This window comes from Betaproteobacteria bacterium (assembly GCA_016720065.1).
GTDB lineage: Bacteria > Pseudomonadota > Gammaproteobacteria > Burkholderiales > Rhodocyclaceae > SSSZ01.
In genome coordinates this window covers 607,190-621,246 of sequence record JADJXY010000001.1, presented here as the reverse complement: position 1 = coordinate 621,246, position 14,057 = coordinate 607,190, and the positions used below count along the sequence as shown (strand labels likewise).

Here is a 14,057-nt window from a genome sequence, read left to right as displayed (position 1 = left end):
AAAAAACTCCCTTCGCCCCCTGACCGCCTGATCCGGAGCTTCCCTTGTCGGCCCAAGCCTCCAGCCGTCGCCTGACCCATGTCGACCTCGCCCGCATGAAGGAAGGCGGCGAGAAAATCGCCGTCCTGACCTGCTACGACGCCAGCTTCGCCCGCCTTCTGGACGATTGCGGCGTCGAGGTCCTGCTCATCGGCGATTCCCTGGGCATGGTCCTGCAGGGCCATGATTCCACCCTTCCCGTGACCCTGGACGACATCGCCTACCACACCGGCGCCGTGGCCCGGGGTTCCCGGCGGGCCCTGATCGTCGCCGACATGCCCTTCGGCAGCTTCCAGGTTTCCCCCCAGGAAACCTTCGCCAACGCCGCCCGCCTGATGGCCGCCGGCGCCCACATGGTCAAGCTGGAAGGCGGCCAGGACATGGTCGACACCACCCGCTTCCTCACCCGCCGCGGCATTCCCGTCTGCGCCCACGTGGGGCTCACCCCCCAATCCGTCCATCAACTCGGTGGCTTCAAGGTCCAGGGCCGCGACGACGCCGGTGCCGCCCAACTGCTGACCGACGCCGTGGCGCTCCAGGAAGCCGGCGCCACCCTCATCGTGCTGGAAGCCATTCCCGCCCCCCTGGCATCCTTGCTCACCGCCCGCCTCGCCATCCCCACCATCGGCATCGGCGCCGGTGCCGATTGCTCCGGTCAGGTGCTGGTCCTGCACGACATGCTCGACGTCGCCCCCGGACGCAAGCCCCGCTTCGTGCGCAACTTCATGGAAGGCTCCGCCAGCCTGAGAGGCGCGGTGGAAGCCTACGTCAAGGCCGTCAAGGACGGCTCCTTCCCGGCGGCGGAGCACGCTTACGCGTAGCCGGCCAAGCCGCCTGCGGGCGGCACCTCACGCGCCGTCGCCACCGATTGCACGCGCGGCTCTCTTCCAGACCCATCAGGCGCAGCACCGGAGCGCAAGACCTCCGGGCGTCGGGGCGCGCCCCCGTGGCCGAAGTCTTTTCCGCTACCCGTCCAGCCCGGGAGGTGTCGGGATTCTTTACACTCACAAGCCCGGCCCTTGCCACCCATTACGCGCAACAAATTGAATCAACATGATTTTCCAATCCTGGCGTAATAGTTGCTTGACATCGCCCCGTGCCGCTGAGCGGCGCCCTTCGACGCAATCAAGGCACTGAACCACCTACATTGGAGACACCATGACCATCAGAACAAAACTAGTGTAGTGTCTCATTAATGCGTATCATTTCATGGGGCTCGCCTATACTTGAAACCCAACGGGTATTGGGGAGGGAATCATGGCGAGAACGCGACTGGTGCTGGAGCCGGAAGAGGCGCATGAACTGACTATTGATCCGGCCAGCTTAAGTTTGAATTTTCAAGCGGCATATTTGACACGCGGATCTTGGAAGAAGCTTTTGACCCGCTCGGGTGATTGTTCGAGTTTGACCATGTGTTCGGTAGCGGCGAGTTTCAATTTGGCCTTGGTGCGCACCGGCACTTTCGTCCCGATGGCATGCTTGAGGTCGGCATTGAGACGCTCCTCAGGGTTCAGCTCCGGGCTATAGCTGGGCAGGTAGAACAGTTCGATCTTGTCCTGACGTTCAGCGGCCCATGCCTTGACCGGTTTGCTGTGATGGACCCGCAAATTGTCGAGAATCAAGAACACCTTCTTGCCGGCATCCTTGATCAGCGCGTCAAGGAATTCGATCAGCTTGTCGGAGTTGAACGCCTCGTCAATGATCATCCAACGTGTTTTGCCCTGATTGGTCACCGTCGCAATCATCGACAGCTTCTGCCGCGTACCGCCTACCGTGTAGGTGACCGGCGTCTTGCCTGCCGGTGCGTAGCAGCGACCGCGTACATCGGTATTGACCAAGGCAGTTTCATCGCCCCAGTGAATCTCGCCGCCTTCCGCCTTGGCACGCTTCTCTATTTCCGGGTATTGCTCATTGAGCCAGGCTTGCACGGCTTCCGGTCGTTGCTCGTAGGCCTTCTTGATCGGCTTCTGGGGGGTGAAGCCCCAGCGCGACAGATAGTTGCCGACACCGCGTACCGATAGTTTGATGCCATATTCCCGTTCGATCAGTTGCATGACCGCAGCACGATTCCAAAGCGCAAATTCCATCTTCAGTTGCTCGGGGCGCTTGTCACAAATGATCTTTCGGATCGCCTCCTCTTGCTCCTCTGTCAGCGTCCGCCCTTGACCTGCGCGTTTGCCTCGCGTGGTCGGCTTGAGGGCAGCAAGGCCACCTTCTTCATACCGATCAATCGCAGACCGAACTGTCGGATACGAAAGCCCACTGAGCTCGACGATTTGCATTACGCCGTAGCCCTTGCGGTGCAGCCGCACCACTTGCTTACGCCGTTCGTGCAGTTGCTCAAGTGTCGAATATCTTGCGTCGTCTTTTTCCATTCGTCCAACATGGGGGCTGACCCATAAATTTCAAGCATTATTGTGCCGAGTCAATAAGCGGTTGCGAGCGAGCACGGTATCCGTTCGGGATCGCCAACGTGCGCGGATTATTCTTTTGGCCGCCGAAGGGCGCACGCAGACCGCGATCAGCGAAGCGGTTGGCGTCACGCGGGTAACGGTGAGTCACTGGTGCCGACGGTTCGTCGCGCATCGGCTGGCGGGCCTGGTGGATGCGCCCGGTCGCGGCCGCAAGCCTGCGCTTCCGGTCGCGGCCGTACAGAAGACCTTGGAGACGGTCACCCGGCCACCGGCCACGCTGGGGCGTTGGAGTTGCAGAACCATGGCGCAAGCGGCAGGCATCTCCAAGGCCAGCGTGCAGCGCCTGTGGGCTGCCAACGACATCAAGCCGCACCTGACCCGCACCTTCAAGTTGTCGAATGACGCGCATTTCGAGGACAAATTCTGGGATGTCATCGGCCTCTATCTCAATCCGCCGGAGAAAGCACTGGTGCTGTGCTGTGATGAGAAGTCGCAGTGCCAGGCGCTGGAACGTACCCAACCGGGCCTGCCATTGGGCATCGGTCATATCAAGACCGCCAGCCACGATTACATTCGGCATGGCACCCTGACACTGTTCGCCGCCCTCAACTACCTGGAGGGCAAATTGATCACGACCATCGCCGAGCAGCATCGGCACCAGGAATGGCTGGCCTTCCTCAAGAAGATCCATCGGGAAACGCCCAAGCACTTGGCGATCCATCTGATCGCCGACAACTATGCCACCCACAAGCATCCGGAGGTCAAAGCCTGGCTGGCCAAGCATCCCCGCTTCCACATGCATTTCACGCCGACCTCGTCCTCGTGGCTCAACCTTGTCGAGCGCTTCTTTCGCGACCTGACCGACAGGATCAGCGAAGGCAGCTTTGCCTCGGTGAAGGAGTTGGCCGATACGATCATCACCTACCTTGCCGAGCGCAACCAGAATCCAAAGCGTTATGTTTGGAAGGCCAGCGGCGAGGAAATCCTGCGCAAGATACAGCGCGCCCGTGACGTCTTGGCCCAACAGGCGGTGACCACCTAAATGTATGGGCATTTGCGAGACACTACACTAGGAGCCGCGGCCCTGGCCATCGCTGCCACCCTTGGGATTTCCGCGCCGGCCTCTGCCGCATTCATCAACATCGATGACCGGGATGCGAGCAACGTCACCATCACCGCCGGCGATTTCGAGGGGGGCTTCAGTGTAAACGGCAACCTTCTGACCATCGGTCTTGGCAATAGCGCCAGTATTACGCTCAGCGACGGTGGCCACGGCATCTCCGGTAGCTGGGTCGACCTTGGCCAGGCTGATGCCCTGCGCATCGACATCATGTTCGCCTTCCTGGCCGATGCCACCGCCGTCACCAGCGGTGTCGAGTTCGGTACCTCGACCAACGGTTCGATGGGGACGCTCTCGGGAAGCTTTGGCGCTCTTCTGGGCGCGCCCTATTTCTCTACCAATGACGCCACCTTTGATCAGAACGATCCCACCACCCGCTTTGGCAACGTCCCCTTCCTGTCGGTCGCTTTCACGCCGGAAGTTCCCGTTCGAGTGCCCGAGCCGGGCACCCTGGCGCTGCTCGGCATGGCCAGCCTGGTGGCCTTCAGCCGCCGTCGCGCCTGATCGCGTTGCGCTCCCGAAAACCCCGCTGCGGCGGGGTTTTTCTTTGGGGCACCCCGGCCTTAGCCGCCGGCCAACAATCCGGTACGATGCTCGCCTCAGGAATTCACCTCCTCCCGACCGCCATGCTGATCCATTCCGCCATCCCCGACCTCCGCGCTGCGCTCCACGACCGACGCGCCCTCGTTTTCGTCCCCACCATGGGCAACCTGCACGAAGGCCACATCAGCCTCATGGAGCAGGCCCGCGCCCACGGCGATACCGTGGTTGCCAGCATCTTCGTCAATCGCCTGCAATTCGGCCCGAGCGAGGATTTCGACAAATATCCCCGCACCTTCCAGGCCGATTGCGAGAAACTCGCGGCGGCAGGGGTGGACGTGCTGTTCGCCCCCACCGAGGCCGATCTCTACCCCGAGCCGCAGCAGTACCAGGTCGACCCGCCGCAAATCCAGAACCTGCTGGAAGGCGAGTTCCGCCCCGGCCACTTCCGCGGCGTCGCCACGGTCGTGCTGAAGCTCTTCAACTGCGTCCAGCCCCAGACCGCCCTCTTCGGCAAAAAGGACTACCAGCAGCTCATGGTCCTGCGCAACATGACGCGCCAGTTCGCGCTGCCCATCGCCATCGTCGGCGGCGAAACGGTGCGGGCCGCCGACGGCCTCGCCCTCTCGTCGCGCAACGGCTATCTCTCCGCCGCCGAGCGGAGCGAGGCGCCCCGACTCTACGCCGAACTGTCCCGCATTCGGGCGGCGCTCTGGGCAGGCCGCGACGACTATGCCACCCTTGAATCAGAGGCCCGCAACGCCCTCGACGCCCGCGGCTGGAAGACGGACTACATCGCCATCCGCCGCCAGGCGGACCTGCTGCCGCCCGATGCCATAGGCGTGCCCCTCGTCGTCCTCGCCGCGTCCCGTCTGGGACACACCCGGCTGATCGACAACCTAGAGATTTAAAGGCTTACAAGGCGATTGACTTCATAATTGCACTCGCTACAATGCGCTTCCCCAACCCCATCCTTGGATCGTCAAGCCATGCAGAGAACGATGCTGAAATCCAAGCTTCACCGGGTCACCACGACCCATGCCGAACTGCACTACGAGGGTTCCTGCGCCATCGACGAAGATCTGCTCGACGCCGCCAATATCCGCGAGTACGAGCAGATCGACATCTGGAACGTCAATAACGGCGAGCGCTTCACCACCTACGCCATCCGCGCCGAGCGGGGATCGGGGATCATTTCCGTCAACGGTTCCGCCGCCCGCAGGGCCGCCCCCGGCGACATCCTCATCATCGCCACCTTCGCCGTGTATAACGAGATCGAACTGGCCAAGTACGCGCCGGAGCTGATCTACGTCGACGGCGCCAACCGCATCGCCCGCCGCGGCCACCAGATTCCCGCCCAGGCCGTCGCCTGAGCGGCAAGCCACGCCCAAAGCCAAACGCGCCTATCCGGCAAGCCCCTCTCAAAATCTGTGGGTTTTTTGAGGGGATAGCCGAAGCGGTCTGACAGAACCCCAGCCTAACCCGCTGGGATTTTTCTTTGCTTGTTCACGACAAACGAGGGATTGCGTGTGCCGAGGGCTGCACGAACTTGATGACGCTTTCGACCTCGTCAAGCGTCGTGTCGAACCATTCCGTGCCTGGTGATTGACGCTTTGAACCACGGGCTTCCAAAGTGGAATGGATTGCATCTTCCATCGCCGCAACCCGTTGGACTTCCCAAACGCCGAGGATGATGGGGTATTCAAAACAGCAAGTCGTCTTGCATTGCTGCATCACTCGGGCTTCGGCGTCGCCTGTAGTGGTTAGACCTACCTTGATGGGAAATTTCCCATCCTTGGGAACGATGGTGGGGAAGGAATAGGCGTAGATGATTCCCGCATCGTCCGATTCAATATCGATAGCGGCGGCATCGGCTTCCGCCATTTCCTCTTCGAGGGAGATGTTCTTGAACATCCCGCCACCCATGTTCTCGAAGACTTTCAGGTTCTCGGCAAGGAACGGAATGTAGAACATGAAGATGGTGCTCATCTTCTCCGTAGCATCGCTCTTTGCTTTCTTGACCTTGATTTCCAACTGTTCGGGCGAGTAGGTCTCGGCAAGCAGTTTTTTCGAAATTTCACGCAACAGGAAAGGCTCGTCGCCGAAGCCCTTGGCGATTTCCGCGACACGGGGCAGCAGTTCGTAGCGGGCGGCGTTGTAGACGTAGGAGCGGGAAGCCTCGAAGGGGATAGTCATGGTTTCGGTCTTGCTGTGCGGGATTCGGAATTATGACAGGGTGTCGACTACCTACTGCTTTTTTGAGCCGACCGTGCGTGAGGGCGCGGGTTTTCTCGGCCTTGTTGTGCTTTTCCAGTTTGGCGGCGAGGTTCACCGCATCGCCGATCACGGCATATTCCAGGCGGCGCCCTTCGCCGATGATGCCGAAGACGCTCAGGCCTCGGGTGTCGTTGCGGGTTTCTTGGTCCGTGGGGACGACTTGCGCGGCGCCCGGGGCTTTTTCGCCGGGGGGGAGCCGGCTTCGGCGCCCGGAGCCGCCGCAACGTCGGCCTCTTGCTCCCCGATCGCAGCCGAATCCCTGGGCGCTTCCCCTTCGCCGACCGCCGACCGCCCCGGCGCCGGGCGGAGGACTGAGCCGGGGCCCCGGCCAGCGCCGGCTCGGCGCTCGGCGTTTCCGTAGTCGGTGCTGCCGGCGCGGCCGCGGGATGCACCACTTCGGGCGCGGGAGAAGCCGCCTCCACCGCCGCGCGACCCGCCGCCCGCGTCACGTAGGCGCCGGATTTTTCATCCCGGCCGAAACCGAGCAGACCCCGGGCCGCCGCTTCTTCCAGCAAGTTGCCGAAGCTGCGGAAACCGTAGTAGGACTCGTTGAAACCCGGATTGCGGCGCTTGATCGCCTCCTTGAGCACCGAGGCCCACAGGCGCTCCTGGTCGCCCCGCACGGCGATGAGGTCGGCAAAGGTGGCGGCGGCGAGTTCTACAGCCTTGGTCTTGCGCGCCTCCATTTCCTCCCGGCGCCCCGCCTCCTCCTCGGGGGAACGACGGCCCTGGGGCTCCCGATTCTCCCGCCGGCTGGCGGAGCGCTGCGCATCGCGGTCGCGCACCAGATCGTCGTAGTAGATGAATTCGTCGCAATTGGCGATGAGCAGGTCGGAGCAGGATTGCTTGACCCCGACCCCGATCACCTGTTTGGCGTTTTCCCGCAGCTTGGACACCAGGGGCGAAAAATCCGAATCGCCGGAGATGATGACGAAGGTGTCCACGTGGGACTTGGTGTAGCAGAGGTCGAGGGCATCGACCACCAGGCGGATGTCGGCGGAGTTCTTGCCCGACTGGCGCACGTGGGGAATCTCGATGAGCTCGAAATTGGCCTCGTGCATGGTGGCCTTGAAGCCCTTGTAGCGCTCCCAGTCGCAGTAGGCCTTCTTGACCACGATGCTGCCCTTGGCCAGCAGGCGCTCCAGGATGGGCTTGATATCGAACTTTTCGTACTTGGCGTCGCGCACCCCGAGGGCGATGTTCTCGAAGTCGCAAAAGAGCGCCATGCTGGCGGTGTCGGCGTGGGCGGCCATGGGAATCTCCAGAGGATGCCGCCCGGTCCGGGAGGCGGAAAGGGCGCAGTATAGCGCCAAGACGGGGGCTGGCCCGCAGCGCGCGCCGCGGGTCGGACTGGCGCAGCCGATGTCATGCGGGTAATATGCGGAATTCATTCACCCAGCCGACTCCATGGCCACCTGCCCCCTCCCTGTTCGCCTCTTCGCCACTGGCGTGCTGATGCTCACCGCCGCATCGGCCGCCGCCCTCTCCGCCAGCGAAGTCTTCCGGACCGCCGCGCCGAGCGTGCTCCCCCTCATGGTCTCCGACGCCGCCGGGAATGCACTGGGCGTACAGACTGCCGTCGTCGTCGGGCCGGGCCGCCTGGTCACGGTGTGCGACCGCATCCTGGCCAGCGACCGCTTCCATCTGCTGATCGAGGGCAATCGCCTCCCTGCTTCCCTCGCCCAGCGCAAACACCGCTCCAATCTCTGCCTGCTGACCGCCGAAGGCCTTGCGCTCCCTGCCCTGCGCCCCGCGGAGGCGACGCCGGCGGTCGGACACCGGGTATTCGCCCTGGGGAACTCCCATGGCTTCGGCGTGGGCATCTCGGAGGGGCTGGTCGGGGGGCTGCGTGAACTCTCCCGCGGTCGCTTCATCCAGTTTTCCGCGCCCGTCACCCCGGGCAGTGAAGGAGGTGCGCTGCTGGACGAGGACGGTCGCCTCATCGGCATCGTCGATTACCGCCTGCACGACAGCCAGAACCTGAATCTGGCCCGCCCCACGACCGAGATCGCCGAACTGGACACGGTCGCGGAAGATGAGCAGGCCGGCATCCGCTATGCCGAAGAGGCCACGCAGGCCGTGCGCGCGGGGGACTGGGCACGCCTCGCCCAGCTTTCCCGCCGGCGCGTCAGCCAGGATCCCCGCGACGGCGAGGCCTGGGCGCACCTGATCATCGCGAGCGAGCAACTCAAGGACGGCGCGGCGCTCGAGTCGGCGTGCCGCAGCTTGCTGGCACTGCGACCGGAATCGGCCTGGCCTGGCTTGATGCTGGCCCGGCATTGGCTGCTGGGAGGCAAGCTTGGCGAAGCGCTGGCCTTCGCCCGTAGCCTCCAGACCAACCATGGCAACGACGCTTCAGTGTGGGCCATGATCGGCGCCGCAGAAGCGGCCAACCGAGCGCTCGATCGCGCCCAGGAAGCGCTCAACCGGGCTCTGACCATCGATCCCGGCCTGGACGCTGCCCACCGGGGAATGATCGCCCTCGCCGACCTGCGGCGGGACTGGAGCGCCGCCGCGAACCTGACCGGACGCCTGGCCTTCCGTTCGCCGGCCGACCGTGCGCTGCGCTCCCAGTACCTCCACTACCTGCTCCTGGCGGGAGAAACACCGCGGGCGCAACGCTTTCTCGACTCCCTCGCGGTGGACGAGCAGGACCATCCCGCAACCTTGTATTGGCGCGGCCGCGTCCTTCTTGCCGCGGGGCGGCCGCTGGCCGCCACGGCGAGCCTGCGCCAGTCCCTGGACAAGGGCATCGATACCCCAGCCGACGCCTGGGGCGCACTGGGTTTCGCCCTGACCGAGTTGCACAGCTTTCCCGAAGCCATCGCCGCCTTTCGCGAAGCACTGCGCGGGGCCCCATCGACCATCGAATGGGAGCGGGGCTTGACCGTGGCCCTCAAGGATGGCGGCCACGCCAGCGAGGCCGTCGCGCTTGCTCAGTCCCGGGTGGGCAAGAATCCTGACGATGCCACGGCCTGGCGGCACCTGGGCTTCGCCCTTGCAACCCAGGACGAAGCGGAAAAGGCTATCGCCGCCCTCAAACGCTCCCTGGAAATCGACCCCAGGCAGGGCAAGGTCTGGGAAGTCCTGATCGAGCAATACAGCATTCTGGGCCGGGGAGAGGACCTGCGGCGGGCCTACCAGAAATTGCGCGACGTTGACGGACCCCGGGCCGACAGCGCCTATCGCGGCTTCATTCTGCCCTACGAAGGGGGGGCACGATGAGCCGCCTCCTCGTCGCCCTCTGCGCCGGGCTGGCGCTCGGCCTGGCTCCCGCAAGCCAGGCGCGGGAATCGGCCGACGCCCTCTTCCGCAAGGTCGCCCCGTCGGTGGTGACCCTCATCGCCCTCGACGACAAGGGGCGCGAGAACGGCCAGGGCAGCGGCGTCGCACTGGGCAAGGGGGAATTCGTCACCAACTGCCATGTGGTGCGTGACGCAGCATCGATCCGCATCGTGCAGGGGAAGGTCACGGCCGAGGGCAGGTTCGCCCTGCGCGACCCCAGCCGGGATCTCTGCCTCGTCAGCAGCAGCACGCTGGACGGACCGCCGCTTCCGCTACGTCCGGTGGCCAGCCTGCGCATCGGCGAAGCGGTCTTTGCCGTCGGCAACCCCCTGGGGCTTGGCGTTTCGGTCAGCGACGGCCTCGTGTCGTCCCTGCCGGACCAGGGCGGCGAGCGCGGCATCGTCACCACCGCGCCCCTCTCCCCGGGATCCAGTGGCGGCGGCCTCTTCGACGCCGAAGGCAACTTGGTCGGCATCACCACGGCCATCATCACCTTTGGTCAGAGCGTCAATATTGCGCTCCCCACGGACTGGATCGAAGCACTGAAAACCCGCGGACTTCCCCCGGAACCCCTTCCCGAATCCCCACCGGAACCACGCTGGTTCGACGAGGCCCAGGCACTGAGCCACAAGGACCAGGCGGAACCGCTGGAGGCCTTTGCCCGTCGATGGCAGCAGGCGCAGCCGGCCAGCGCACCGGCGGCGAGTTTCCTCGGCGAGGCCCTGCGCCGCCAAAACAGGCTGCGCGAAGCGGAAGAGGCCCTGCGGCAGGCCCTCAAACTCGATCCATCCTACCCGGAAGCCTGGCTGGAACTGGTGGTTGTCCTGGACGAACTCGGCCGAACCCAAGAGGCCGATCAGGCACTGGAACGGGCCAGACAGGCGCGTCCCTGGGCTCCGGCGCTCCGCTCCGTGCGCGCCTTGCGCCTGCTTCGCGCCGCGAAACCCGACGAGGCGCTGCGGGAAATCGACGACGCCCTGAGACGGCAACCCGGCAATGCGTCCTACTGGCGACTGCGGGGGAACATCTTTGCCACCATGGGCAAGCAGAATCAGGCAAATCAGGATTTCCGTACCGCTCTGCGCCTTGCCGCCGCGGCAACGCAAAGCTCGGCCAGCCAGCCGGGTGGCCGGGACGACCCAGGGCAGGCCATGACTTGGGTCTCCCTGGGCATTGCGGAACTTCGCGCCTCCCGCCTGGCCAACGCCGAATATGCCTTCCGCAAGGCGACCGAACTGGCTCCCGATCGTGCCGAGGGCTGGACCGGTCTGGGCACCGTTCTCGGCGACCTGAACCGCAGCGAGGAAGCGCTCGCCGCCCACGACCGGGCCGTCCGGATCCAGCCCGTGCTTCCCGAGGCCCGGGTCAATCGAGCGAATTTCAGGATCAAGCAGGGACACCGTGCGGAAGGTCTGGAAGAACTCAGGAGTGTCACGGCACAGCACCCGGAGTGCGCCAACGCCTGGCGGAGTTGGGCCGTGCATCACGTCGCCGCCAAACAGTACGGCGAAGTCGCCCCCGCCCTGGAGAAACTCGTCGCCCTGGGCCAGGCCAACCCCGATGACCGTGCCCTGCTCGGCGAAGCCCTTGGCGCCCTGGGGCGGGTCAAGGAAGCGGAAACACTCTTCGAGGAAATTCTCCGCGCCGATCCCGGCAATGCCAGGATTCTCCTCGCCCTGGGCGGGCAGTTGGGACGCCGGGGCGACCTCGCCCGGGCGCAAACCTACATCGACCGGGCCGTCGTTGCCGACAGCAGCAGCGCCGCTGCCTGGAGCAGCAAGGGTTATCTGCAGTTGAAGCAGGGCGATGCCGAAGGGGCCAGCCGCTCACTGGAAACCGCTGTCCGGCTCGATCCGCAACACGGAAACTCGTGGATCAATCTCGGCGAGGCGTCCATGCGCGCAAAGAACCACGGTCGCGCAATTCAGGCTCTCCTGACCGCGACCCGCTTGCTCCCCGATGCCATCGATGCGCGCATCTATCTGGCCCAGGCCTATCTCGCCAGTCGCCAACCCGAAAAGGCACGGGAGCAGGCAACGGCCATCCAGATGCGCAACCGCCACAACACGGCGGCCCAAGGGATCAACACGCTGGCCTACCTGATGGAGGGAAACATTCCCAAGGCCCGCGAGGCCTACGACAGCGTGCGGAGTGAAAATCCTCAGGCAGCCAGACAGCTGAAGAGCCACGCCATCAGCACCGGGCAACCGGGCTCGCGCGAACTCCCGGACTGAACCCCGCCGCCGCGGCCCCCGGCGGCCCATTGCCGCTGGGGGGCAAAGGCCGCAGGTCTCACGCTGACTTTGCCTTTCGGGCCGAGCCCCCTGCCGCTTCAGCGTACCGCCCTGAGCCCCGCAAGATACGTATCGACCGCCGCCGCCCCGGTTTCGGCCAGGGGGAAGAGCGTGGAATCCAGGGTCCAGTTCACCACCAGACCGTCCACCACCGCCATGACCCCCACCGCGGCGCGGCGGGGATCGAGGCGGGCCGAGAGCGTCCCGCGCTCGATGGCCTCCTTGAGGGCGCCTTCGATGATGTTGAGGTAACGGTTGCCGCACTCCAGGTGATTGTCGCGGCTGGTGGCCATGTCGCCCACGTACTCGCACTTGTGCCAACTGATTTCCAGAATGCGCCCGTAGCGGGGCTCCCGGGCGACCTGCTCGAGAAAGTAGACCGAAAGATCGCGCAAATTGTCGAGGGGGTCGGACCGATCCCGGTCCATCACTTCGGCGAGTTTCGCTTCCAGGGGATCGAAGACCCGCTCGATCATGGCGTCGAAAAGGTCGGCCTTGTTCCTGAAGTGCCAATAGATCGCACCCCGCGTCACCCCCGCCGCCACCGCGATCTCGGCCAGTGAGGTGCGACTGACGCCGTGTTCCTGGAAGACCCGCTCGGCGGCGTCCAGGATGGCGTTGCGCGTCTCCTGAGCTTCTTCCTTGGTTTTTCTGACCATGACCCGTTTCCTCCGGTCGCTGAATGGCCCCATTGTAGTCGAGACTTTACATACATGCACGAATGTATGTATTATTCGTTCCGCTTGCCGAACTTCCTCGATTCCCCTGAGTCTCGCTTTTTCCCGGCTCGCATTCCTTCCTGCCCCAGGAGAAATCCATGTTTCCCCCACCCTCCTCCGCGTTTTTTCGTCCCTTCGCCGTCGCCGGTCTGGTCCTGGCCTTGTCCGCCTGCGGCCCAGGCGAAGGGGGGTCCGGCGGCCACGCCGGCTTTGGCGGGCCGGTGCCCGTGAGCGTGGTGGCGGTGACACCGGAAGCCTTGCCGGTCATCCTGGAATACGCCGCCCAGACCCTGGGTTCGCGCGAAGTGGAGGTCCGGGCCCGGGTCACCGGCATTCTGGAAAAGCGTAATTACAGTGAGGGAGGCCGGGTCAAGGCGGGCCAGTCGCTGTTCACCATCGACCCCGCCCCCTTTGCCGCCGCCGTAGCCCGGGTCGAGGCCGATGTGGCCGCGGCGGAGGCCCGGGCCGCCCAGTCAGCCCGCGACGCAGCGCGCCTGGAGCCACTCCTGGCGTCCAAGGCCATCAGCCAGAAGGAATTCGACGACGCCACTTCCGGCGCCGCCATCGCCGCCGCCGACCTCAAGGCCGCCCGCGCCCGCCTGACCGAGGCCCGCCTCAACCTGGGCTGGACCCGGGTGGAATCGCCCATCGCCGGTATCGCCAGCCGGGCCCTCAAATCCGAAGGCTCCCTGGTTTCCGGGCCCGACGTGCTGCTGACCACGGTTTCCCAGACCGACCCCATGCAGGTGCTCTTCGGGGTCGCCGACAACGAGCGCCTCAAGTTACGCCAGGAGGCCGACGCCGGCCGCCTGCGCTGGCCCGAGGGGGGCCGCTTCACGGTGGCGGTCAAGCTGGCCGACGGCAGCGACTACGGCAGGACGGGCCTCACCGACTTCAGCGACGTGCGCATTTCCCGCGATACGGGCACCAGCGAAATGCGGGCGGAGATCGCCAACCCGGATGGTCTGCTCAAGCCCGGCCAGTTCGTCCGCGTGCGCCTCTCGGGCGCGGTGCGCGAAGGCGCTTTCCGCGTGCCTCAACGGGCCGTACTGGAAGGCCCCCAGGGCAAATTCGTCTTCGTTGCCGGAGCCGACGGCAAAGCAGCCATGAAGCCCGTACAGGTGGCGGAATGGAGCGGCGGCGACGTGGTCGTCACCAGCGGTCTCAGCGCCGGCGAGCAGGTGATCGTCGATGGCGTGCTCAAACTCGGTCCGGGCGCACCGATCCAGCCGACCCCGTTGAAGGACAGCCAGGCGGCCGCAGCCGCCGCCACGCGCGCAGCCGCAGCCACGCCTGCCGCCGCACCGGCCACCGCGCCGGATGCGGGGGAGCAAGCGCCCGCCAGCGCGAAGGCCGGAGGCTAGGGCGC

11 protein-coding genes and 1 pseudogene are annotated in these 14,057 nt (G+C 65.0%); 8 read left to right on the top strand and 4 right to left on the bottom strand.

Going from position 1 to position 14,057, the window contains the following annotated elements:
- Window positions 1-44: 44 nt before the first annotated feature.
- Window positions 45-860 carry a 3-methyl-2-oxobutanoate hydroxymethyltransferase gene (gene panB / locus IPM73_02975; GenBank protein MBK8917050.1) on the top strand — a complete coding sequence of 272 codons (816 nt, stop codon included), beginning with the start codon at window positions 45-47 and terminating at the stop codon, window positions 858-860.
- A 516-nt stretch (window positions 861-1,376) separates the two neighbouring features.
- Here panB and IPM73_02970 read toward each other — a convergent pair.
- Window positions 1,377-2,414, bottom strand: coding sequence for an IS630 family transposase (locus tag IPM73_02970; GenBank protein ID MBK8917049.1), 1,038 nt, complete (start codon window positions 2,412-2,414; stop codon window positions 1,377-1,379).
- Between the two features lie 16 nt (window positions 2,415-2,430).
- Between IPM73_02970 and IPM73_02965 the strand changes: the two genes are divergently transcribed.
- The 4 genes from IPM73_02965 (at window position 2,431) to IPM73_02950 (ending at window position 5,486) form a co-directional block, all read left to right on the top strand.
- Window positions 2,431-3,495: an IS630 family transposase gene (locus tag IPM73_02965; protein MBK8917048.1), complete on the top strand. Its 1,065-nt coding sequence runs from the start codon at window positions 2,431-2,433 to the stop codon at window positions 3,493-3,495.
- A complete protein-coding gene (locus IPM73_02960) occupies window positions 3,496-4,077 on the top strand; it encodes a PEP-CTERM sorting domain-containing protein (protein MBK8917047.1) in 582 nt (193 codons plus the stop codon). It begins immediately after the preceding gene.
- 122 nt (window positions 4,078-4,199) lie between these two features.
- Window positions 4,200-5,024 (top strand): pantoate--beta-alanine ligase, encoded by an 825-nt coding sequence (locus IPM73_02955; GenBank protein MBK8917046.1) that lies wholly within the window; start codon window positions 4,200-4,202, stop codon window positions 5,022-5,024.
- A 78-nt stretch (window positions 5,025-5,102) separates the two neighbouring features.
- Window positions 5,103-5,486, top strand: coding sequence for an aspartate 1-decarboxylase (locus IPM73_02950; protein MBK8917045.1), 384 nt, complete (start codon window positions 5,103-5,105; stop codon window positions 5,484-5,486).
- Between the two features lie 133 nt (window positions 5,487-5,619).
- Here the strand turns inward: IPM73_02950 and IPM73_02945 are convergent, their stop codons facing one another.
- A complete protein-coding gene (locus IPM73_02945) occupies window positions 5,620-6,309 on the bottom strand; it encodes a GIY-YIG nuclease family protein (GenBank protein MBK8917044.1) in 690 nt (229 codons plus the stop codon).
- Between the two features lie 503 nt (window positions 6,310-6,812).
- Window positions 6,813-7,643 (bottom strand): annotated as a pseudogene (locus tag IPM73_02940) (NYN domain-containing protein).
- A gap of 154 nt (window positions 7,644-7,797) precedes the next feature.
- On the opposite strand from IPM73_02940, the gene IPM73_02935 reads away from it, so the two are divergent.
- Together IPM73_02935 and IPM73_02930 are read left to right on the top strand one after the other, a co-directional pair.
- Window positions 7,798-9,615 carry a trypsin-like peptidase domain-containing protein gene (locus tag IPM73_02935; protein ID MBK8917043.1) on the top strand — a complete coding sequence of 606 codons (1,818 nt, stop codon included), beginning with the start codon at window positions 7,798-7,800 and terminating at the stop codon, window positions 9,613-9,615.
- Window positions 9,612-11,909 (top strand): tetratricopeptide repeat protein, encoded by a 2,298-nt coding sequence (locus IPM73_02930; protein MBK8917042.1) that lies wholly within the window; start codon window positions 9,612-9,614, stop codon window positions 11,907-11,909. Before IPM73_02935 ends, IPM73_02930 begins: the two co-directional genes overlap by 4 nt.
- A gap of 98 nt (window positions 11,910-12,007) precedes the next feature.
- On the opposite strand, the gene IPM73_02925 is transcribed toward IPM73_02930, so the two are convergent.
- On the bottom strand, window positions 12,008-12,628 hold the full coding sequence (locus tag IPM73_02925; protein MBK8917041.1) for a TetR family transcriptional regulator: 621 nt from the start codon (window positions 12,626-12,628) through the stop codon (window positions 12,008-12,010).
- A gap of 158 nt (window positions 12,629-12,786) precedes the next feature.
- On the opposite strand from IPM73_02925, the gene IPM73_02920 reads away from it, so the two are divergent.
- Window positions 12,787-14,052: an efflux RND transporter periplasmic adaptor subunit gene (locus IPM73_02920; GenBank protein MBK8917040.1), complete on the top strand. Its 1,266-nt coding sequence runs from the start codon at window positions 12,787-12,789 to the stop codon at window positions 14,050-14,052.
- Window positions 14,053-14,057 lie beyond the last annotated feature (5 nt).